Source organism: Ureibacillus sp. MALMAid1270 (assembly GCF_049202975.1).
Taxonomy (GTDB): Bacteria; Bacillota; Bacilli; order Bacillales_A; family Planococcaceae; genus Ureibacillus.
The window spans coordinates 1-22,526 of the sequence record NZ_JBMIRP010000076.1 but is presented as its reverse complement, the minus strand read 5'-3'; the positions used below and the strand labels follow the sequence as shown (position 1 = coordinate 22,526).

Annotated in this window: 23 protein-coding genes, 1 other RNA gene and 1 pseudogene; 6 read left to right on the top strand and 19 right to left on the bottom strand. The window is 34.8% G+C overall.

Annotation, left to right across the window (positions count from 1 at the left end; all coding sequences use genetic code 11):
* Positions 1 to 7 precede the first annotated feature (7 nt).
* The 8 genes from ACOQFO_RS09775 to ACOQFO_RS09740 form a co-directional block, all read right to left on the bottom strand.
* A complete protein-coding gene (locus ACOQFO_RS09775) occupies positions 8 to 1,123 on the bottom strand; it encodes a mandelate racemase/muconate lactonizing enzyme family protein (protein ID WP_421689494.1) in 1,116 nt (371 codons plus the stop codon).
* Between the two features lie 33 nt (positions 1,124 to 1,156).
* The gene (locus ACOQFO_RS09770; RefSeq protein ID WP_421689493.1) at positions 1,157 to 2,269 is read right to left on the bottom strand and encodes an amidohydrolase; all 1,113 of its coding nucleotides are present in this window, start codon (positions 2,267 to 2,269) and stop codon (positions 1,157 to 1,159) included.
* Positions 2,270 to 2,398: 129 nt separating this feature from the next.
* Complete coding sequence (locus ACOQFO_RS09765; protein WP_421689492.1) at positions 2,399 to 2,545, bottom strand: hypothetical protein; 147 nt, start codon at positions 2,543 to 2,545, stop codon at positions 2,399 to 2,401.
* Between the two features lie 143 nt (positions 2,546 to 2,688).
* On the bottom strand, positions 2,689 to 3,231 hold the full coding sequence (locus ACOQFO_RS09760; RefSeq protein WP_421689491.1) for a 5' nucleotidase, NT5C type: 543 nt from the start codon (positions 3,229 to 3,231) through the stop codon (positions 2,689 to 2,691).
* Between the two features lie 151 nt (positions 3,232 to 3,382).
* Positions 3,383 to 5,416, bottom strand: a complete 2,034-nt coding sequence (locus ACOQFO_RS09755; protein ID WP_421689490.1) for a TRAP transporter permease — start codon at positions 5,414 to 5,416, stop codon at positions 3,383 to 3,385.
* Positions 5,409 to 5,930, bottom strand: coding sequence for a DUF1850 domain-containing protein (locus tag ACOQFO_RS09750; RefSeq protein ID WP_421689489.1), 522 nt, complete (start codon positions 5,928 to 5,930; stop codon positions 5,409 to 5,411). Before ACOQFO_RS09750 ends, ACOQFO_RS09755 begins: the two co-directional genes overlap by 8 nt.
* Positions 5,931 to 6,063: 133 nt before the next feature.
* Positions 6,064 to 7,080, bottom strand: coding sequence for a TAXI family TRAP transporter solute-binding subunit (locus tag ACOQFO_RS09745; protein ID WP_421689488.1), 1,017 nt, complete (start codon positions 7,078 to 7,080; stop codon positions 6,064 to 6,066).
* A 353-nt stretch (positions 7,081 to 7,433) separates the two neighbouring features.
* Positions 7,434 to 7,997: a superoxide dismutase family protein gene (locus ACOQFO_RS09740; RefSeq protein ID WP_421689487.1), complete on the bottom strand. Its 564-nt coding sequence runs from the start codon at positions 7,995 to 7,997 to the stop codon at positions 7,434 to 7,436.
* Positions 7,998 to 8,141: 144 nt separating this feature from the next.
* On the opposite strand from ACOQFO_RS09740, the gene ACOQFO_RS09735 reads away from it, so the two are divergent.
* The gene (locus ACOQFO_RS09735; RefSeq protein WP_421689486.1) at positions 8,142 to 8,327 is read left to right on the top strand and encodes a putative motility protein; all 186 of its coding nucleotides are present in this window, start codon (positions 8,142 to 8,144) and stop codon (positions 8,325 to 8,327) included.
* A gap of 43 nt (positions 8,328 to 8,370) precedes the next feature.
* On the opposite strand, the gene ACOQFO_RS09730 is transcribed toward ACOQFO_RS09735, so the two are convergent.
* Positions 8,371 to 8,814 (bottom strand): hypothetical protein, encoded by a 444-nt coding sequence (locus ACOQFO_RS09730; RefSeq protein WP_421689485.1) that lies wholly within the window; start codon positions 8,812 to 8,814, stop codon positions 8,371 to 8,373.
* A gap of 235 nt (positions 8,815 to 9,049) precedes the next feature.
* Between ACOQFO_RS09730 and ACOQFO_RS09725 the strand changes: the two genes are divergently transcribed.
* The gene (locus tag ACOQFO_RS09725) at positions 9,050 to 9,691 is read left to right on the top strand and encodes a YfbR-like 5'-deoxynucleotidase (RefSeq protein ID WP_421689484.1); all 642 of its coding nucleotides are present in this window, start codon (positions 9,050 to 9,052) and stop codon (positions 9,689 to 9,691) included.
* 174 nt (positions 9,692 to 9,865) lie between these two features.
* A non-coding RNA gene (ssrS, locus tag ACOQFO_RS09720) (6S RNA) lies at positions 9,866 to 10,058 on the top strand.
* Positions 10,059 to 10,133: 75 nt separating this feature from the next.
* Here the strand turns inward: ssrS and ACOQFO_RS09715 are convergent.
* Positions 10,134 to 10,835, bottom strand: a complete 702-nt coding sequence (locus ACOQFO_RS09715) for a Bax inhibitor-1 family protein (RefSeq protein WP_421689483.1) — start codon at positions 10,833 to 10,835, stop codon at positions 10,134 to 10,136.
* 219 nt (positions 10,836 to 11,054) lie between these two features.
* Here ACOQFO_RS09715 and ACOQFO_RS09710 point away from each other — a divergent pair, with 219 nt between their 5' ends.
* A complete protein-coding gene (locus ACOQFO_RS09710; RefSeq protein ID WP_421689482.1) occupies positions 11,055 to 12,296 on the top strand; it encodes an EAL and HDOD domain-containing protein in 1,242 nt (413 codons plus the stop codon).
* Positions 12,297 to 12,357: 61 nt separating this feature from the next.
* On the opposite strand, the gene ACOQFO_RS09705 is transcribed toward ACOQFO_RS09710, so the two are convergent.
* The 7 genes and pseudogenes from ACOQFO_RS09705 to ACOQFO_RS09675 form a co-directional block, all read right to left on the bottom strand.
* Positions 12,358 to 13,014, bottom strand: a complete 657-nt coding sequence (locus ACOQFO_RS09705; protein ID WP_421689481.1) for a DUF4825 domain-containing protein — start codon at positions 13,012 to 13,014, stop codon at positions 12,358 to 12,360.
* Positions 13,007 to 13,516 carry a sigma-70 family RNA polymerase sigma factor gene (locus ACOQFO_RS09700; RefSeq protein WP_421689480.1) on the bottom strand — a complete coding sequence of 170 codons (510 nt, stop codon included), beginning with the start codon at positions 13,514 to 13,516 and terminating at the stop codon, positions 13,007 to 13,009. The genes ACOQFO_RS09705 and ACOQFO_RS09700 overlap by 8 nt, the downstream gene beginning before the upstream one ends.
* Before the next feature lie 131 nt (positions 13,517 to 13,647).
* Positions 13,648 to 14,256, bottom strand: coding sequence for an alpha/beta hydrolase (locus tag ACOQFO_RS09695; RefSeq protein ID WP_421689479.1), 609 nt, complete (start codon positions 14,254 to 14,256; stop codon positions 13,648 to 13,650).
* 19 nt (positions 14,257 to 14,275) lie between these two features.
* A complete protein-coding gene (locus tag ACOQFO_RS09690; protein ID WP_421689478.1) occupies positions 14,276 to 14,887 on the bottom strand; it encodes a flavin reductase family protein in 612 nt (203 codons plus the stop codon).
* Between the two features lie 17 nt (positions 14,888 to 14,904).
* Complete coding sequence (locus tag ACOQFO_RS09685) at positions 14,905 to 15,843, bottom strand: ring-cleaving dioxygenase (RefSeq protein WP_421689477.1); 939 nt, start codon at positions 15,841 to 15,843, stop codon at positions 14,905 to 14,907.
* 45 nt (positions 15,844 to 15,888) lie between these two features.
* Positions 15,889 to 16,872: pseudogene (locus tag ACOQFO_RS09680) on the bottom strand (ring-cleaving dioxygenase).
* A gap of 257 nt (positions 16,873 to 17,129) precedes the next feature.
* A complete protein-coding gene (locus tag ACOQFO_RS09675; RefSeq protein WP_421689476.1) occupies positions 17,130 to 17,657 on the bottom strand; it encodes a YceI family protein in 528 nt (175 codons plus the stop codon).
* 365 nt (positions 17,658 to 18,022) lie between these two features.
* Here ACOQFO_RS09675 and ACOQFO_RS09670 point away from each other — a divergent pair, with 365 nt between their 5' ends.
* Entirely contained in the window at positions 18,023 to 19,705 is a 1,683-nt protein-coding gene (locus ACOQFO_RS09670) for an IS1182 family transposase (protein WP_421689475.1), read from the top strand.
* Positions 19,706 to 20,122: 417 nt separating this feature from the next.
* Here the strand turns inward: ACOQFO_RS09670 and ACOQFO_RS09665 are convergent, their stop codons facing one another.
* Entirely contained in the window at positions 20,123 to 21,079 is a 957-nt protein-coding gene (locus ACOQFO_RS09665; RefSeq protein ID WP_421689512.1) for a M23 family metallopeptidase, read from the bottom strand.
* 236 nt (positions 21,080 to 21,315) lie between these two features.
* Between ACOQFO_RS09665 and ACOQFO_RS09660 the strand changes: the two genes are divergently transcribed.
* Positions 21,316 to 21,633: a thioredoxin family protein gene (locus ACOQFO_RS09660; protein WP_421689474.1), complete on the top strand. Its 318-nt coding sequence runs from the start codon at positions 21,316 to 21,318 to the stop codon at positions 21,631 to 21,633.
* A gap of 45 nt (positions 21,634 to 21,678) precedes the next feature.
* Here the strand turns inward: ACOQFO_RS09660 and ACOQFO_RS09655 are convergent, their stop codons facing one another.
* The gene (locus ACOQFO_RS09655) at positions 21,679 to 22,347 is read right to left on the bottom strand and encodes an MATE family efflux transporter (protein WP_421689473.1); all 669 of its coding nucleotides are present in this window, start codon (positions 22,345 to 22,347) and stop codon (positions 21,679 to 21,681) included.
* Positions 22,348 to 22,526 lie beyond the last annotated feature (179 nt).

Genomic DNA, 22,526 nt, shown 5'->3' with positions numbered 1-22,526 from the left:
TACTCACCTACTCTATTATGTCTGATTTCTGTGTTAGTTCAGCAAGTACTGATTCATCCACATGAACACCGAGTCCCGGACGCACATTTAACTGTATAAATGGAATCATATAGCTTTCTTTTAAGTCGCCAATATCCTTAGAGAATTTTACAGGCCCTGTTAATTCGACACTCTTAATAATTTTCTTGGAAAATGCGACATGGAAACCGGCAGCAGATCCAATAGATGATTCCACCATTGAACCAATTTGACATTCAATGCCAGCCATTTCTGCCATGTTGGCTAATTTCATAGCAGGATAAATTCCGCCGCATTTCATCAGTTTAATATTTACTTTGTCAGCTGCACGTTTTGTAATAATTTCGCGCATATCTCGCATATCTTTTATACCTTCGTCAATCATTTGAGGAATCGATGTTTTAGACTTGATCTCAACCATTCCGTCGATATCATTTTGGTCTACCGGTTGCTCTAACCAATCAATACCTAACCCTTCTAAATGTCTTAGTGCCATCAATGTATTCGCGCTATTTTCCCAGCCTTGGTTTACATCTACACGAATCGCAATTTCTTCGCCGACACGAGCACGTACGGCTTGAATACGCTTAACATCATCTAAAACATTCACGCCAACTTTCATTTTGAAGGATGTATAGCCTTCCTTCACTTTCTCTTCTGCTTCCTTCGCCATGTCTTCAGGTTCTCCAATACTTAAGACATGTGTAACTGGGAATCGATCGTGGTAACGTCCACCAATTAGTTGGTAAACAGGTACACCTAGTTTCTTTCCAGTTACATCAAAGCATGCAATATCGATCGCTGCTTTCGCTGCAGGAGCACGCTTTACGGTTTTATCTAACAGTTCATGAATTTTTTCAAATTCCATTGGATTTTGCCCAATCATTAATGGAGCAAATGTATGTTTAATTAATGCATAAGTGGATTCTGGAGTTTCTCCTGTAATATGCTCGTCAGGAACACTTTCTCCCCATCCAACTTGCCCACACTCAGTTGTAAGTTTCACAATTATAGATGAAATGTGTGGATAGGATGCATAACTAATAATAAACGGTTGAATTAATGGTAAGTGTATTGCAAATACTTCTATTTTTTTGATTTTCAATTTATTTACTTCCTTTATATCTATGATGACTGATTATTGATTTGCTGCTTTTAAAAGTGTAGCAGTTAATGCATTTGCTCCTACAATAATTGCCTCTTTCTTAAATGTCATTTTTGGATGATGAAGTCCTGGTGCTAAATCCGCACCAATCCCAAGCATTGCTGCTTTTAAATTTGGTTTTAAAACTGTGTAAAAGTGGAAGTCATCACTTCCTGGTGTTTGAATTGGTCTTGCCAGATACTCTTCTCCTAAGTTCTCTTTAACAGCATCCCATGCAAGTTTTGTAGCCTCATCTGATACTTCTGCACCAGGCGTTTTATCATTCCAGTACCATTCAATTTCTGTTTGATACATGTTGCTAATCTGTTTTAACCCTTCATTAATTCGATCCTGAAGGACATCTAAAATAGCGTTTTTCTGTGCTCTTACGTCAATCGAAAATGTTGCATTTCCCGGAATAATATTTATACTTCCACCATCTGCAACAACTTTTGTTAATTTTGCACTGTATACTTCAAACGGATCGATATAAATACTTTTTAACATTTGCTGAATAGCGACTACGATATCGATAGCATTTTTACCTTGATGCGGTCTTGCACCGTGGGCATCTACACCGTGAATAGAGCCACTTAAAAATAATGCTGCCCCATGATGAATTGCAGGAGTAACTTTACCATATGGTAGCTCTTCAATTGGTCTTAAATGAACACCAAACAGATGTGTTACATCATCAATTACACCACGTTTCACCATTTCAATGGCTCCACCACCTGTTTCTTCAGCTGGTTGGAATATAAAACGTATACGCTTATTAAGTCTTTCATCTTTTAACTTAAGTAAAGCACCTAATACCATGGAAATGTTGGCGTCATGTCCACAAGAATGGTTTGCGCGCATCACTCCATCGACTTCTTGCCATAATGCGTCAATATCTGCACGAACAGCAATTACATCTTCTCCTTGGCCAATTTCTGCAACTAATCCAGTTACATCCGAAAAAGTTTTATAAGGTATTTTCATTTCGTTTAAAATGGAAGCGATTTTCTTTGTTGTTTCTACTTCTTTCCAGCTTACCTCTGGATTTGCATGAAAATGATCGAACCAACTAAAGATGACGTCCTCGTATGTTTGTACCTGACCCATTAAATAGCACCTCTAATTTTTTTCATTATTCTATTATACATAAACCTAATATATTTATTAATTGCTTATGCCTATTTAATAATTGATATGAAAAAAAAGACAAAATCCAATTGATGGATTTGTCGTTTTTTATAAGCTCGTGAAAAAGCCTACAGGAAATTCATCAAGATGGTACATTTCAAAATCTTGTTGGTCATAAGAACATTGTTCTTCATGATTTATATCATGTTCTTCATCCAATAAATACGTTTCAAACATGGATAACAGTAGATTCATTAATGGACCACCTTACCTTTATCGATTGAATTTCTCTTATTTTATATAATGTATGTTCATATTGCAAGAGTATTCAGAATTCAATATTTAACTTATTTTTGATTATGTTAACTACCCCAATTAACCATCGTACTTATTGAAGACTAATTAGTTTGTACTGGTAGAAAAAGCTCTTTAATTTCTTTCCAATTATGGACTCTTTTAAATTCCGTGCAATCTTCGTTATATTTTTGAGAATATAATATTCCTTCACCTGTAAATGATTGAAGTTGTCTTACATTATCATCAATTAAGTAATCAGCCTTAACGACCTTTTTATCTCCACAGAAGATAAAATGTGCTGGATTTAAAAACGGGAAATGTTCTAATAACCATTCATACTTCGCATTAAAACAACCAGGAACATCCATAGCTGCCGTTGCAATGTAAATATCATAGTGCTCATTCAATTCTTTTAGCACAGGCACAGCATCTGGATCTAACAATTCAAAATCTCGGAAGAAGTCTGGTTCGTTGATCATTAAAAAGAAATCCTTTGCCAAATGTGGGTATTTACTTTCCAACCTTGTCGTTTCGAATTCCTCTCTTGTCAAAGTTATATTGAAACGCTCTTTTGCCGACTTATAAGCTTTCCCCAAAAAATCTGCTATTACTTGGTCCATATCCACCGCTATACTTCTTTTCATGAGAACCTCCCAAAATAACTTATTTACTATTAGTCTAAGAAATGCCACACATAAAAACAAACAAATCCAAACAAATTTACAGAATCTTTACCTTCCACTAAAAAAGTGGCAAAAGTGTATTGTACACTTTTGCCACGAACTATACTAAAGATTAATTTGCTGTTTCAACCTTTGGTGTTTTTGGTGTAGTCGGTTTATTTCCTTTATTTTTAGTCATTAGTTGGATAACAAATAGTATTCCAAACACAACTAATCCGGAAACATCCGAAATACGTTCTGGATAGATCATAGCAAGTCCAGCTGCGATTAGTACTAGACGTTCAATCCAGTTAATTTTCCGATACCAGAAGCCGATTACCCCTGCACCTATCGCAATCATACCAAGTACTGCTGTGATTAGTACCCAAACGACTTGCAATATTGTAACATCAATCATTAATAATTCCGGTGAAAATACAATCATATACGGAATAATAAATGCCGCAATTGCAAGTTTAGCAGAGCTTACACCTGTTTTAATTGGATCTCCTCCTGAAATTCCAGATGCAGCAAATGCAGCTAGAGCAACTGGTGGAGTAATATCAGCAATAATACCAAAGTAGAATACGAAGAAGTGTGCTGATAATAAAATCGTTACAGGAACTAATGCTTGAGAAACATCAGGTGCTAATAGAGCAACAATTGCTGGCGCTGCAATCGTTGATGTAATAACATAGTTAGCTGTAGTTGGTGAACCCATACCTAAAACTAGTGAAGCAATCATTACAAATACTAAAGTTAATAAAATACTTCCACCAGCTAAGTCTACTAATGTATTTGCTAGACTTAAGCCTAAACCTGTTTTTACAACAACACCAACAATAATACCCGCACATGCTGTAGCAGCTACTACACCTAATGCAGTACGAGCACCATCAACTAATGCCTCAATAAATTCTTTAACTCCAAATTTCACATCTCTATTAATAATCCCAACAACAATACACGATAAAATTCCGTATAACGCCGAGTGAATTACTGGTACACCAGATATCATTAAGACGATAATTAGTAGAATTGGAACTAATAAATAAATTTTCTTAAATACTTCTTTACGATTCGGCATATCTTCATCTTTTAAGCCTTCAAGTCCTAAACGTTTTGCTTCAAAGTGAGTCATAATCCAAATACCAGTGAAATATAAAATTGCCGGAATGATAGCAGCCTTTGCAATATCCCAATACGTAATACCACGGCCGATAAATTCAACCATTAAAAAGGCAGCAGCACCCATGATTGGAGGCATGATTTGACCACCTGTTGAAGCAGCAGCTTCAACACCACCAGCGAATTCCTTTTTGTAGCCTAGCTTTTTCATCATAGGGATTGTATAAGAACCGGAAGTTACAACGTTTGCAACAGAACTTCCTGAAATCGTCCCTTGTAAAGCAGATGAGAAAATAGCAACCTTCGCAGGTCCACCCGTTAACTTACCTGCAACTGTAACGGCTAAATCATTGAAGTATTGACCTACACCGGTTTTGACTAAAAATGCACCAAATAGTAGGAATGCAAAGATGTATGTTGCAGATACACTAATTGGTGTACCTAAAATACCATCAGTTGAGAAATACATTAAGTTTACAATACTCTCTAAAGACTGCCCTCTGTGAGCTAAGAAATCAGGCATTTGTCTTCCGAAGAATGCGTACAACAGGAATAGAACAGCAATAATAGCAATTGGTAATCCCACTGCACGTCTTGCTGCTTCAAGTACCAGAACAATTACTATTAAACCAATAATGAAGTCCGTCTGATTAATCGTTCCTAAACTAGTCATTAATCGTTCATAGTTAAGTGTCCAGTAAATTGCTGTAATTGCAGCAACTACCGCTAATATATAATCGTAGAATACTATTTTAGTTTTAGATCCCTTTTTACGCGCAGGAAATAGTAAAAAGATGAACGTTAATCCAAAGCCTAAGTGGATAGAACGTTGAATTACTGCTGTAAACTGACCAAATATTGCCGTATATAATTGAAATAATGAGAATGATAACAAACCAAAGAATATTACCCACTTCATTATCCCAGTAATTCGACGTACGTTAGATTCTGTATCATACTTTTCTAATAGTGCTTGTTGTTGTTCTTCTGTTAATGTTTCAATATGATCCATTGCTAGTTGGTTTTCCTTATTATTCATCTTCTATTAACACTCCTTTCAGCTTGTCATAAATAGACACTGTTTTCACCTCAAAAAGGTATGAGCTTCCTCGTTCTAAAGCATTTTTAAGATTATATTCCTTATCGTTATAACGGAAATATAAATCATAGTCGACATCCCCCACATAAAGCGTGAAGTTATCTAATGTTTTATTTTTATAAGATATTGTATATTTACCATTTTCATAGGTTAAGGTCTGATCCTCTTCCGCATAAGCAGGCATCCCAATTGCTACATCCTCATACTCCATTGACACAAGTTTTAGCTCATTTGAATCCTTTATTTCATAACTCTCTAAAACATCTGTCAAATGAATAGAGTGGGTAAAACGGATTTGAAAACCTTTTGCTTCTGTTACATCTATGTAAAAAATTTGTGGATTATTCGTTCTTGTTTCCGTAAAGGAAAATACTTTAAAGATTGGACTAAAAAATATACAGATAAAAATAATAATGAGTAATACAGCAGAGATTAGGAGGGATACACGTTTCATTTCATCGCCTCAATTAGAAAAATTTAAGCGACCGCCAAGTCTTTTGGTGATCAGTCTAGATGCCGGTATGTACTTACGAAGAGAAAAAGGGCTTGAAGAAGCATTTGCCTTCAAGCCCTTCATTCAACAAAAATTATTGTTCGTCAAAGAATTTTTGTGCACCTGGGTGAACAGGAATTCCAATACCATCTAAAGCTGTTTCCACTTTAATGAATGAACCTTTAGCGTGGCTGATTTTGTCTGTATTACCATAGATAGCTTTCGCGATACCATATGCAACGTCATCTGGAAGTTCAGCAGTTGTTGCGATCATAGCTAATACTGATACAGCTGGCACTTCAGATTCTAAACCGTAAGTACCTGCAGGAATTAAATCAGTTGCGTAATATGGATATTTTGCAATTAATTCTTTTGCTTTGTCAGCAGTAACAGGAACGATTACAACTTCAGTTGTTGCACCTAATGCTTCAACTGCAGCTGTTGGATAACCAGCTGTAATGAAAGCAGCATCAATTTGTCCAGTTTGTAGACCGTCAGTTGACTCACCAAAGTCTAAGTTTTGTGCTTGAATATCATCTTTAATAGATAAACCATGGATTTCTAATAATTGTTCAGCGTTTGCGTAAGTACCAGAACCAGGAGCACCTACAGAAACTTTCTTACCTTTTAAGTCATCAAAAGATTTAATACCTGAGCTAGCAGTTGTTACTAATTGAACTGTTTCAGGGTATAAACCACCGATTGCAACAATGTTATCCATTGCAGCACCTTCAAACATTAACTCACCATTTTTTGCATAGTAAGCAATGTCAGTTTGGATAAATGCGATTTCAGCATCTCCAGCTTTTAAAGCATTTACGTTTGCTGCTGATGCTTGTGAAACTTCAGCAGTTGTTTTAATACCAGTTTCGTCAGAAATTAAGTCAGCAAATGTTCCACCAAGAGCATAGTAAGTACCTTGTGTACCACCTGTTGCTAAACTTAAGAACTCGATGTCAGAAGTTTTTGATTCATTATCAGTTGAAGTACTTTCCCCGTTTGTATTCTCTTTTTCAGTATCATCAGTAGAGCTCTCTCCACCACAAGCAGCTAATACCATGATTAGCATTACGCTTAATACTGTAAGTAACCAATATTTCTTATTTTTCACATAAACCCCTCCTAGCGAAATTTGTTACAGTACAGTTATATTTAACTATCAATTTATAATTATGTCAATCATTTTAAAATTCACAAAATAGTTTAATAGTGTTTTTTCTAGAAAATAAAAAACTTGAAATAGATAATTAATATTTTATGTAAATAGTATTATTGTTATCAAAATTCTTGAACAATTCATTAATTTAATCATTATTTACAAAAATATACTCATCTTCAAAATTATACAGGAATAATTTAATGGCACATTTCACTTGTTATACAACACTTTTTTATAAAAATAAAAAAAGTAATTCAACTGGCCCAAACCCACTTGGACAATTGAATTACTCTATTTACATTTATTTATTCTATTGGGGTGATGACTCCACATGCTATACGTGCTCCTGAATTACCTGTTGGATCTGTTTTATAATCATCTACATTTTCATGTAAAACGATTGCACTTCCATCTTCATCAAAAATTGAGTTTGCCATTCCTTGCTCCAATGTTATGCCTTTTGCAACGAATTCAGTTACAACTTGTCCATTTTCCGCATTCACATTTGGTAAATCACCTGCATGTGGCCCTTCTGGGTTTTCAATTCCATGTTTTTTGTTAGCTGGATTAAAATGTGCTCCAGCTGATTCAAATGTTGGTTGTTCACATTTACCTACAGTATGAATATGAAGACCGTGTTTTCCATCAGGGACATTAGTTAAATTTAGTGAAACAAGAACACCTTCATCACCTTCTGTAAATTTCACTACCCCTACTTCATTACCTTCTGTATTGGTCATTTTAGCTTCTGCTTGCAATGCCTCTGGTGCAGCTACCGGTATAGTTGCTTCCTTTTCTCCTGTTCCAAAGAAACTGCATCCACTTAAAAGAATTATACTAGTTCCTATTAAGAATAGATTTCTTTTCATGATAATCCCTCCTTCCCCGACAAGTATCACCTTTTCGCTTAGAGAGTATTCATATATTTGTCGAAATATGTAGAAATACCTATATTTTGGATAGATTAACGATTTATTAATATTAGTCGATATACAAAGAAAGGAGGGTTTCTTATGGAGTTAAGTTCATTTATGTCTGCTCAGGTTGCATCTCTTCAACAAACATTGCAGATGAGCATTCTAGACAAAACCCTAAATTTAGGTGCACAAGGGACAGTTGAATTGTTGAAAAGCATGCCAACACAACAACCTGTTGCAACACATCCACACAAAGGTACTGTAATAGATGCATCTGTGTGATGCAAAAAAGCTTTGATTTTAATCGTCAAAGCTTCTCTCTTACTTACCATAATATAGGCTTGTCTACCATTAACCATAACATTATTAATAACAACGTTATATATATGATCGTTGAATTACGTAATTTTGCTATAAATTTTTCTTTATTAAATTCTGGTGTCCCATAAGTTTGTAACGTAGGTTTAAAAGCCCTCGCTAAAAATACAATGGAACCAACCATTAAAGCAATCGTCAATACAATCCAAGAAGAAGTCCAAGTCCAAGCACTTAGCCCAATTAGGATTACTCCAGATATCACTAGTACATGCCCCGCATGTTTGACAACCGTAATAGATATTTGGAAAGCTTGAACAAATCCACTTAAATTCGCTTCTTCCGTTTTCTCCATTTTACTAATAATTGGTAATAATGCGACGAGTGGCCCAACTGAGATAACTGCACTAACCACATGAATATATATAAAGATTGTTAATAACAAGATATCCACATCCTTTATTTGGCTACTAATTTCAGTATACCATTATGGATTTGCATAATTTTTGAGCATATAATGAATCTTTTCTCAAGTGAGATGGAGTTTATTCCTATACTTAGTTGTGAATATTTATTTATGGTTATTTCGGTATTAAGTGTTTGCCATATACGCCAAACTGCATACAATAGGGGAAATAAAGATGTAATATTCATATAAAAATAAGTATGCATTTATTAACAGATAAGGAGTGTTTATTATCGGTATTCATAAATTTTTTACAAGCTTAAATGATCTTGAGCGTATTTTCCGAGCACCTGGACGATTTAAATTTGAAGAGCATAATGTGGCTGCCCATTCTTGGAAAGTATCACAATATGCTATGTTTTTTGGTACTCTCGAGGAAATGAATGGCGCAACAATTAACTGGAAGTCACTTTATGAAAAAACGATCAACCATGACTTTGCTGAAGTATTTATTGGGGATATAAAAACACCAGTAAAACATGCAAGTGTGGAGCTGAAGCAAATGATTGCACATGTAGAAGAAAAAATGATGGAAAAATTCATCATGGAGGAAATACCTAATGAGTTCCAGCAAATTTTCCTTGAGCGTATGAAAGAAGGAAAAGATTCTACTATTGAAGGACGCCTTTTGGAATTCTCAGATAAGCTCGATCAATTTTATGAGTCTTTTGCAGAATTAAAAAGAGGTAATACGGATAAGGAATTTGTCATTATGTATCAACAAGCTTTAACAAAACTGTTAGCTATGCCTCTAAAAGTAAGCATACAATACTTCCGAACAGAAATATTAAAAGATGTGATGCAGGAAGATACGCAAATAAATATCGTTGATTTAACAAACGAAGTATTAAATAAAATAAAGTAAACATATAAGTTTTCCGATATTGGAAAGCTTTTTATTTTTAATAAAAATTCCGTATTCAATTTAGTTAGTTACAAATTCCCACGCTTTTTTATATTACTTATCGATATTAAATAGTTGACTTTTTTCATAAAAGGTACTTACTTGCACATCTAAATCGAATCATATAATATAACATTAAAGCTGCGTTGTTCGTACAAATATTAAGTTTTAACCTTTGAACTGTAATAGGGAGTTTTAATCGAAGTTGGAATGGCGAGCGTCACACTGCGGTGAATGACGATATACAGGAAAGCTTCTGCGAACACCCACTTTGAGGAGTGGTGGTTTAAAACTTTTTATTAATAAACTACGGCAAGGCGGCTTTGCCATACATAATGTATAGCAAGGCTAAAGAGGGCTCTTGAGAGATTACTTTCAAGAGCCCTTTCTGTTTGACTAGTTTTTATTTACTAAAGGCGGAAAGTAAGTCTAATAAAAATAGGAAGAGATTAATGATATCTAAGTAAATATTAATCGCAATATTCATCGCTTCGTACCAAGTATTTTCAGAACGAGTAATTAAGTTAAAATCAAAAATTAAATACAGTGTAAATAAAGCAACTCCAAACATTGCAATGATCTTTCTTTTCGTACCGCTAATTCGAATAAATAACCGGGTAATATTGATTACTACTAACACGATTAACGCAATAAGTAGAAATTTACCCATAAATGAAAAGTCAATTCCAGAATATAACCCAATAAGCGCCGTAATGAACGTAACGGAAGCAGTTATTGCTAGCACTATCGTACCTAAATTTTCATCAACTGACACTAATGATAAGGCTACTTGTAAGCCCGTCAAAATAGACCATATTGTAAATAGGGTCATTGCAAACCCAAAATTGTGCTGATTAAATAACAAAATAATAAACACAACAATATTTACAATTAATAATGTCCAGAAGTACTTTGATAAATATCTAAAATCAATATGTAAATCCACTTTCCCTTTTCCAATATACGTAGCACTAATCCACTCTACTTTTTTCGTATGGTACAAATATCGGAAGTATTGAATTAATCCCATGCATGCAATCGTTGTCACGATTAGCTGAATTGATAAAATGAAAAATACTTTTGAAAATAATGTTTCAAATATCAAACTACTCCCCCTATACATGATCTTTTTCTAAATTACGATCAGTGCAATTCTTTTATGAACCACAATCCCCCAATAACTTTTAATTTTTTCCAATTTGCTGTTATAATTAGTCTACTTTAGAACGCCTTATACCTTTTTTATTCAATGTTTACACTTATTTATACATATTCTAAAAAAAGTAATTTACAATGTAGTTGAATACTCATGGAGGATCTTAATATGAAAGTCTTTGTTGCGAGACAGCCAATTTTTAATACGGTTGGTGATGTAATTGCCTATGAACTACTCTATCGAAATAGCGAAGTGAATTTATTTCCAGACGTCAACGGAGATCAAGCCACAACTGAAGTCATCATAAATAGTTTCATCAATATAGGAATTGAGGAAATTTCAAACGGTAAACTATGTTTTATTAATTTTACAGAAAACCTATTAACAATGAAGTTACCTACGTATTTTTCAAAAGATGATATCGTTGTAGAGATTTTAGAAACTGTTGAACCAAGTGAAGAGTTAATACATATATGTAAAGAGCTTAAACAATTAGGTTACAAAATTGCATTAGACGATTTTATATTCAATCACAATAATCCATTTTATTATCAATTATTAAACTATGCAGATATTATAAAAGTTGATATCCGAAATACTTCGCCCAGTATGTTAAGAGAAATAGAGTCAGCTGCGAATGTATTTAATATTAAACTTTTAGCTGAAAAAGTGGAGACAAGCCAAGAATTTGAGACATTTGCCGATAAAGGCTATTGCTATTTTCAAGGTTACTTTTTCTCTAAGCCAGTAATTGTCTCTACCCATGATATACCAATCTATTTTTATTCTTATATAGAAGTTTTAAAGGAATTAACTACATCTGAAGCGAAAATTGAAATTATTGCACAATTGGTTGAAAGGGATTTATCCTTATCTTTTAAGTTATTAAAATTAATAAACTCTTCCGTATTTCGACGAAAAGCTAAAATCTCATCTATTAAACAGGCTATTGTATTATTAGGACTACAAGAATTTCAAAAATTGATCTATATACTTTCTGTTAGAGATTACCAAAACTATGATCGTGGAATTTCAAATGAAATTATTCGCATCAGCTTAGTTCGGGCGAAAATGTGTGAGTCTTTAAAACAATTGACAACTAATTTACTATCATCTACTGGTTATTTTATGACAGGTATGTTTTCATTAATGGATGCACTGTTAGGTGTTGAAATGGATGAAATACTCATCCAATTACCATTAGACGATGCAATTTCTGAGGCATTGAGAGGTCAAGTTAATGATTATAAACTGGCACTGGACCTAAGCATCGCTATTGAAAAAGGAAATTGGAATATCGTAAGTGAAATGTGTAATGCCATGCAGATTGATGAGACTACGGTTTGTAAACTTTACAAAGAATCACTCAACTGGTCGAATGAACTATTGAACGAAGAAAGTTTAACTTAAATTTACATTAATGAATAAAACCGTCCACTATATTGGGGACGGTTTCTTCTATTTAATATACTTATTTTATAGTTGATTCTTTTATTAATTGATGAATAACCTGTTTTGTTTGTTCATTTGAAAGTAATTCTGAGATGATCGAACGCAATGTTTCCTCATCTTCCAATGCATAATAATCCAAGCCAAACGTTATTTCTAGATCCTGCTTCGTAATTGCATAAACTTTATCTTCATACTCAAACTCAACAAAGTCAATGTTACGAACTAGCGTAAAGAGATAGGAAGCTGTAGTGAAAATAGTTTCAACATCTTTAAAAGGATCCATTTTCTTTAACAGGAATATACGCATTCCATATGGCTCATCTGTAGTAAACAGTTGTATACCATTACCGTAGTTTGATTGACTCCCTAATCCGTACTTACTAATTTGTCCAACTGAAGCAGCGTCCCCAATATAAGCTCCTTTATAGTTAAATATTTCAGATCCTTCCGTATGGGATCCATGCTGAATACTTTCCTGGTCTATATTTGCCGGTTGACCCATTACTAATGGCCAGAATATCATAATGGCAATGAATACGATCCCTACTGAAACAATTGTCGGTAGCCAACTTGTTAATTTTTTTTGTTTTCTATTGAATGAACTTGGTTTTCGGATTTCATGTAATTTTTCTTTTTCGAAGATGTAATTTAGACTGTCTTTAAGTTCTTTATGCATCAAAATTCACACCTCTCATATCAAGTGTTTCCTTCATTTGCTCTCTTGCCCGTTTCAAACGTGTTTTCACCGTATTTTCTGAGACTTCTAACAAACTTGCAATTTCGTGTATTTTTAATTCTTCGTAATAATATAAAACCAAAACTTCTCTATACTTTGGCTTAAGCTGTAACACTTCATAGCCTAATTGGGCACGCTCATCCTTTTTTAGAAGCTTCTGTTCAGCGGATTCCCCGTTAAATATTTGATGTACAAAAGACTTAACTGATTGCTGACGATAAGTCCAACTTCTTAAATAGTCATAACTTCGATTAATCGTCATTTTCATTAAGTAAGTTTTATAAGTAGCGTCTCCTCTAAATCGGTCTTTGCTTTCAATTGCTCTTACACAAACATCTTGCACGATATCTTCAGCCATTTCTTTATTTTTCACATATATAAAGGCAAGTTTCAGTAGGGTTAAGTAATGCACGCTCAATTCCTGTTCTATGTCTGTACTCACTTAACTTCCCTCCTTCAAAATTTTTAAATAGACGGTTATTTATGAAAAATAGTTTCAACTTTACTCGAAATTTTTAAGTTTAATAAAAAAACTACATCCTATTATTAACAGATGTAGTCTTACTATTAAACTTAATTAAATTTACTATCATACCAAGCTTTTGCCGCTTGAACTTCACTCATTGTTAACTGGTGACCTCTATTTTCCCACTGAATTTCAACAGAAGCACCTGCTCCCTCAAGTAAAGCTTTCAATTCTTCAGATTCTTGCGCTGTGCATAATGGATCATTTATACCTGCAGCGATAAATACATTTGTTGAATCTAGATTTGGTAATTCAATTCCACGTCTTGGTACCATTGGGTGATGAAGAATAGCACCTTTTAATGCATCTGCATAATGGAATAGTAAACTAGCTGCAATATTGGCACCATTTGAATAACCAATGGCAACTATGTTATTACGATTAAACCCGTATTGTTTAGCGGCATCGTCTAAAAATTGGTTTATTTCATTTGTACGGAAGATCAAATCTTCGATATCAAAAACTCCTTCAGCAAGACGTTTAAAGAATCGTGGCATACCGTTTTCTAATATGTTTCCTCGAACACTAAGAACTGAAGCAGTCGAATCTACGATTTCTGCTAAAGGTAATAAATCATTTTCATTTCCACCAGTTCCATGTAAAAGTAATAAAACTGGTTTATTTTTATCTGTACCTTCTTTAAATATATGTTGCATGGATGTCTCTCCTTTAATTTTACTTTGGTCGTTCAATCGTAAATATATCTCCAATCGTTGCATAATCCGAACCTGCTAAACGACTAATCGCTCCCAGCTTTTCTGTATGAATTCTACCGTTTTCTTCATAAATGGACTCATCAATATGAAACAGAATCACTTTACCTATAAATAGATCACTAGCTGGATTTTCTTCATCTTTAAGTGGAATTGCTTTAATAAGTTTACACTCGAATCGAACTTTGGACTCTTGAATACCTGGCACGTTTATTAAATCACTTTCTACTTGAGTTAAATTTGCAAGGTCAAGTTCACTTTCATTGGGTGATAATGATGCTGCCGTTTCATTGATTTGTTTCACGTTTTCTTGGTCAACAATATGAACAACAAATTCTCCTGACTGATAAATATTTCGAGCTGTATCTTTCAATTGTCCATTCTTCCTCGAAATAGATACCGATATCATTGGAGGGTTAGATGAAACGATATTGAAGTAGCTAAATGGAGCACCATTTATGACCCCTTCGTCGGATTTAGTTGTAACAAAAGCAATTGGTCTTGGAATAATCGTACCGATCAATAATTTATAGTTATCTCGTTCTCCGTTATCTTTTGGATTGATCGTTATCAAACAAATACTTCCTTTCCTTAATCTAGTCGGCGCACTTCGATAGGAATTAATAACATCTCTAAAGAATCACGCATATGTTCATATTGTGATGGTAACATTAATTGACTCCCCATTGTCCCATAAGTTTCATCATGTGCAAATCCTGGTGGATCTGTGGCGATTTCAAATAATATTTCACCATGTTCGCGGAAGTAAATTGCATTGAAATAGTTACGGTCCTTTACATTCGTTACATGCATACCCTTATTTTGAGCATGTTTTTGCCAATCAAGATGATCTGCATCATCTTTTGCACGCCATGCAATGTGGTGTACTGTTCCAACACCCATTGTACCTCTTGTGCCTACAGTCATTTTTAAGTCAATAATATTTCCAATATCACCTGTTGCTTTAAAACGTGTAATATCTCCTTCGGTACCAACAACTTCAAGACCCATAATATCTACCAAAGTCTTGGTTGTTTCTTCTGGACGGCTAGAGTAAAGGATTGCTCCTCCAAAGCCTTTTATTGCCACATCTTTTGTAATGCTACCGAATACATGAGGATTCAATTCCCCTTCTTGACGTTCTACGATTTCTAAATGTAAGCCATGTGGATCATCAAATTGTAAGTAGGTTTCTCCGAATCGTTCTGAAACACTGTATTCGATATCGAATTTTTCTAAACGCTTTTTCCAAAATTCAAGTGCACCCACCGGAACAACATAAGTGGTTACACCGACCTGACCATCACCTATTCTACCTTTATATGCATTTGGCCATGGGAAGAAGGTAATGATTGAACCAGGTTTACCTCCTTCATTTCCAAAATATAAATGATACGTTCCAGGGTCATCAAAGTTCACAGTTTTTTTCACTAAACGTAACCCTAATATACCTGCGTAAAAGTCTACATTTTCTTGAGGATGTCCAACAATTGCAGTTATATGGTGAATCCCAGTTGTATGTTTTGCCATGTCTTTACCTCCTAGTAATTTACTTTAGATTTGAATTTATTTTAATTATTCGTATTCTTTTTCGAATACCTTTGTACTACGAACTGTATCAAAATGTCTTACTAATTTTTCAATTTCTTCACGTTTTGGCTCAAAGAAAGGTGGTAAAGATAATTTCTCACCTAGTGTTTCGTATGGCTCGTCACCCATGAATCCAGGACCATCTGTTGCTAGTTCGAACAATATTGATGGTGCAACATTTGAATATAAAGAGCCGAAATAATATCTTTCCACATACCCTGAGTTTGGTAATCGGAAACTCGCTAAGCGTTGTTGCCACTCTTCTAATTCTGAACGATCTTCTACACGAAATGCTGTATGGTGTACTGTACCGAAACCTTGTCTAGCTTGTGGAAGTACCGTATTTTACTCAACGATTACTTGCGCACCGTTTCCTCCTTCACCCATTTCAAAAAGATAGTATGAACCTTCTTGAGCTACTTCTCTCATTTCGAATACTTTCGTTAACACTTCTTTAAAGTAATCTAAATATGAAGTACGAACAAAAATTGGTCCTAATCCTGTAATGGCAAACTCAACTGGAATTGGTCCTTTTTCCCAAGGTATACCAGCTGCAACACCAACATTTAGTTCATCTGAAATTAGCTGATATTGTTGATCGTCGAAATCAACGAATGGCAATACTTTTTTGCCAAAATGTTCTTTAATTCCAGAATTTTTTACGCCTAAACGGTTAAAACGCTTTAACCAATAATCTAACGCTGTATCATTTGGTACACGGAATGAAGTTCTAGAAATTTCATTTGTTCCATGAATTCCTTTAGGTATTCCTGGGAAATCAAAGAATGTCATATCTGTCCCTGGGCTACCAACATCATCCGTGAAATATAAATGATATGTTTGTATATCATCTTGGTTCACTGTTTTCTTTACTAATCTCAAACCTAATGTATAAGTGAAAAACTCGTATATTTTTTCCGCACTGCTTGTAATTGCTGTTACGTGGTGTAAACCTTTTAATTGATTCATTTTAAGTTCCTCCATACTGTTCATTATCTCGAATTCGAGATATATAGTTAAAAAAGAAAGATAGCTTTTTACTACCCTAGTATTTCATGTCTCACGATTTAATTATGAACTAAAAATAAATTAAAATTCATCCGAATTTATTTATCTCTAATTCGAGATAATGATATCATCTATTGATCCACTTGTCAAACATTCACCGAACACCAATAAAAAAAGTCAATTAACACAAAATGTATCAATTGACTTTCTCTTGAATATTATGCAGCTGGGTTTACTTCTAATTCAACTTTGATTTTGATGTCTTTACCAACAAGCACGCCACCAGTTTCTAAAGCAGCATTCCAAGTTAATCCGAATTCTTCACGGTTAATTTTTGCTTCTGCTTCAAAACCGTATACATCAACGCCCCATGGGTTTTTACCTTTTCCACCGAATTCAACGTCGAAAGTTACTGGTTTCGTTACATCTTTAATTGTTAAATCACCAGTTACTTTGTAGTCGTCTCCATCTTTAGTGATGTTTGTTGATTTGAATGTGATTGTTGGGTATTTTTCAACATCAAAGAAATCTGCTGATTTTAAGTGATTGTCGCGATCTACACTACGAGTATTGATGCTTGCAACATCAAATGAGAAAGCGATTTGAGCAGTTGTTAGGTCTTCTAGGTTTTCTGCTTCTACTTCAGCAGTATAAGCATCAAATTGTCCTTTCACTTTTGATACCATCATGTGTTTTACTTCAAAACCAACTTGTGAGTGAGATTGATCCACTGTAAATTTAGCCATTTTAAATTCCTCCATTTATTTATAATTTTTACTTCTCGAATTCGAGATATATTTACTAAAAATTTGAAAGCAGTTTAAATAACAACTTTCGAAAAAGCTACAAAACATATAGATAATATACATGTCACTTACATTTAGTTCGAAGTACATTATCTTTAATTCGAGATAAATTTAACATACAATTCGTTCCCTTGTCAATACATTTTTAAAAATTTTACAAAATAAGGGGGCTGTCCAAAAAGTCAGTGAAAGCTGATTTTCTGGCGCCCCTTTTTTATATATTTTCTGAAAAAATGCACAAAAAAATCGTCTTTTCTTGTAAAATGTAAGTGACCAAACCAACATTACAGAGAGGACGATTTTTTATGTGCAATCAAATGATTACTACTGAAAATTATAACACGCAAATGACACTTCTTCCAGAGATAGAGGAAAAAGAACCCCGAAAAAGACAACTAGCTCCTACCTTCAAACCCTATGACAACCGCCAAATACTACCGATCTTTGATATAGAAGCTCTTATTCCCGAAAATCATGTAGCACGTGTGGTGGATGAAATGGTGGAAGCTGTGCCAGATGAACATTTATTTTCTCATTATAAAGGTGGCGGCCGAAGCTCCTTCCATCCTAAAATGATGCTTAAAATCATCTTGTTTGGCTACTCCCAAAAGGTGTACTCTTGCCGACGAATTGAAACTCTCATCAAAGAAAGCCTTCCAGCCATTTGGTTGGCAGCTGGTCAACAACCTGATTTCCGTACGATTAATGAGTTTCGTGGTGAAAGGTTGAAGGACTTGATGGACGAGTTATTCGAAGCCATGATTTTGAAATTGATTGAAGATAAGTACATCACGATGGAAAACTACTTTTTAGATGGTACGAAGATCGAAGCTGATGCCAACAAGTATTCTTTTGTATGGAAAAAAGCCACTGAAAAATTTGAAGCGAAGTTAAGGGAGAAGATTCAAGAAACTCTGCAGCATATTCATGAATTAACACAATTAGAAGCCGGGACTGAACCAAAGGAAGATAAACAAATAACAGAAGTCTCCGAATCTGATTTAGAAACAGTCGCGAAAGAAATAGAAGAAAAAGTAGAAGAATTAACAGAGAAAATGGAGAATGAACCCGATACAAATACCCGTAAGGAAATCCGAAAACAACGCGGTCAATTAAAGAAATCCTTGAAGCTGATTCGCGAAAATTTCTTACCGAGGATCGCAAAATACAAGGAGCAGAACGAAATCTTTGGAGATCGTAACAGCTATTCCAAAACGGACAAAGATGCCACCTTCATGCGCATGAAAGAAGATCATATGAAAAATGGTCAGCTGAAGGCAGGATATAACGTGCAAATGGGAACGGAAAATCAGTTTATCTTGTATTATACCATTCATCAACGACCAACAGACACGCGTTGCTTTATTCCACATCTAGAGAAGCTTTCTTCCACTTCCTTACCGATGCCTAAAACAGTCATTGCCGATGCAGGATATGGGAGTGAAGAAAATTATGTCTATGCGGTTGGGGATGAGAAAGAACAAAAGTTTGATTTTCTAATCCCTTATGGTTCGTACATACAAGAAAAGACACGTAAATATAAGAATGATATCAAGAACGCTAAAAACTGGACTTACTTAGAACAAGACGATTATTTCATTTGCCCGAATGGAAGAAAAGTACCATTTAAGAAATATCAAAATAAGAAGAATCGATCCGGTTATGAACAAAGCTTTAAGATATACGAATGTGAGGATTGTACGGATTGCCCATTGAAAGCACAATGTACGAAGGCAAAGGGGAACCGTCAGGTTCACTGGAATACCGTCTTTGAAGAAATGAAAGCAAAGGCAAAAACAGCCCTTGAATGTGAGGAAAAAGCCACTATCTACGCTCGACGCAAAATCGAAGTAGAAAGTGTGTTCGGCCACATCAAGGGCAATCGGTCGTTCCGCCGATTTTCTTTGCGGGGGCTCGACAAGGTACATATCGAGTTCGGGATTGTGGCATTAGCCCACAATATCCTAAAAGTAGCAGGCATCCGCTAGCTACTTTCAGAGGACCCGGAAAAAAATATAAAAGCAAGTGGAGAAGAACGACTCATTTTTCTCCACTTGCTTTATTTTAGGGACTTATCGGACAGCCCCCAAAATCATACATATTACATTAGAGTAAAATAACGGCTATCCAAGAAATGGTCATTAATACGCCTGAAGAAATCGTTGCATATAATGTGCCTTTAAGTTCTTCTTTTGGAGTATATTTATCTTCCAACGCTCTCACTGCCTTTCTAAGTCTAAGGTGTAAGTAATCTTAAGGTGTAAGTAAATTGAGTCATTTCCAAAAAGGGACATAATTATACTATTTTGAATGTGAGTACAACACAAAAAAGGTTACTCCAAAAGGTTTCGGAGCAACCTGACTTACTTCTCTGAACTTGAGTGTAAAAGTCCAGTTGAATCAATTTACTTTTTCTTCTGTCTTGTTTCTTTTTCCCACTGTCTTAACGAAGGGTACGGATCAAACGCCCACTCTGTACGCCCATTGAATTTATACATACCATAATGTAAATGTGGCGGGAATTTACCTGATGTACCCTGTTTTCCGTAACCAGTGCTACCTACACCACCAATTAAAGTACCAGGTTCAACAATATCCCCCACTTTTAAATCTTTATTGAAATACGCAAGATGTGCATAGTAATGATACGTATTGTGATTATCACGAATACCAATACGCCATCCGCCAAACTCATTCCACCCCATAACTTCTATAACACCATAGGATGTAGAAACAACAGGTGTGCCATAGCCCGCAAATATATCAGTACCTTCATGTATACGTCTTCCGCCCCAACCTCTGCTTGCCCCCCAAGTTCCACGATAACTATAATTAAATCCACGAACTGGTACAGGGAAAACATGGGTATCTAAATCAATTGTGTTGAAATGTTTATATAGTTTTGCGATGGATATAATTTGAGTAACCACTTTCTCATTTTTGTAATATTCCCCTAAGGCTATTTTAAAATTATCTTCACCTGGCCCATATTGACTTAAATGATTCTTCATCGTAAACATTACATCATCATCATTAACTAAATCTGCTTTACCGTCTCCATCTCCATCTAGACCCATTCCATTAAAATATTGAATTGATGCGATTGATGTATCATCGGGATTGGGATTTAACGCACCCACCCAATATTCCTTAGAAAACTGTAATGCAACGATTCCTTCTCTTTTAGGGATGTCTTTTCGAACCGCTTGAATATTACGTTCATATTGGTCAATTGCAGCCAAATAATACCAAGGAACAAACATATCATGGTATTTTGCATAGTAATCCATGCGCTTGAGCATAATTTCTTCCCTTGAAGGTTGTTGTTGTGTATTCGCTAAAGTATCTGAGGAAAAAATCATGCTCCACAACATGATAAAAGCCAAAAAGGGAATAACTTTCCGATTCAATAAATAAACCTCCTTTCATTCATATTTAGAATAACCGGATTTTTTTAAACCATGAGTGATGATTACAAATACAAATGGTGAAACTAGATATTGAAAGCGTCATTAATAGATAAAACAGACATTTTTCCTTTCATCGTTTTTTGTGTTAGGATAAGAAAAATAGAGGAAAACTGATTGGAGGAAATGCTGTGGAACTTTTACAGTCAACAGAACAATTCGAACAATATAAAAATGCAGAGCGAGTTATTTTTATGTTCTCTGCTGATTGGTGTGGAGATTGCCGATTTATAGACCCTTCTTTACCTGCCATTGAAGCAAACTATCCAGATTATACATTTGTTAAAATTGACAGAGATCAATTTATCGATTTATGTGTTGAGTTAGATATTTTCGGAATTCCAAGCTTTGTTGCATATAATAACGGTCAAGAAATTGGTCGTTTTGTAAGTAAAGATCGTAAAACTCAGGAAGAAATTGAAGCATTTATTGATGGTCTAGAAAAATAATACAACTAAAAAGGACTTCAATTAAGAAGTCCTTTTCTCAACGTTCTATTCGGTTACGCTCGCACTAGGCACTAAAGCCTTAATTGTTTTCTTCTTCCAAACAAAGTGATAATACCAATATTGTATAGCTAAATTAATACCAAACGAAATTGGATAAGCAAGCCATATTCCATTGATACCAAGTGGTGTATATGTTGATAAAAGATAAGCAGCTGGTACTTCAATCACCCAGATTGTTGAAATTAAAATAACAGTTGGCCAAAGTACCTTTCCCGTTGCACGCATCGTTGAAGAGATTGCTTGAACATGCGCTAACAATAAATAACTCCAGAATGATATATACATAAGTCCCTTCGCCATAGAAATTGTTTCAGGACTAGTTAAGAACAATCTTAGTATTGGCTCAGCAAACAAGTAAACGAGAATAACAAGAATTCCACCAAATGTGTAGCTTAACTTTAAACCCAAAGCTGTAATCCTTTTTAAGTCTTCTTGTCTACCTGCACCAATTGCTTGTGCAACGAATACTGAAATTGCGATTGCCACTGACATACCAGGAATTTGAACGTAACTTGCAATTTGGTTCACTATTCCATAAGATGCAGTCGCATTTGACCCATAACTATTTACAAAGTATATAACAGCAATCCCTGCTAATGAGATTGCAACCATACTAATACTAGAAGGGATAGCAAGTTTAAGTAAACTTTTCACTAAATCCCCTTTAATTTTAATATTTTTTATCGTTTCTTTGTAAGCGTCAAATAGCGCCCACCTGGTTTTCAGGGGGCGCTATTGTTATGCTATCTATGTAGTTCGTTTAGGTACGTGACAGTTGGTCGGAATTGCTTCTGACCAAGGCATCAACGCATCTAACGCTGCTTCATCCGTTA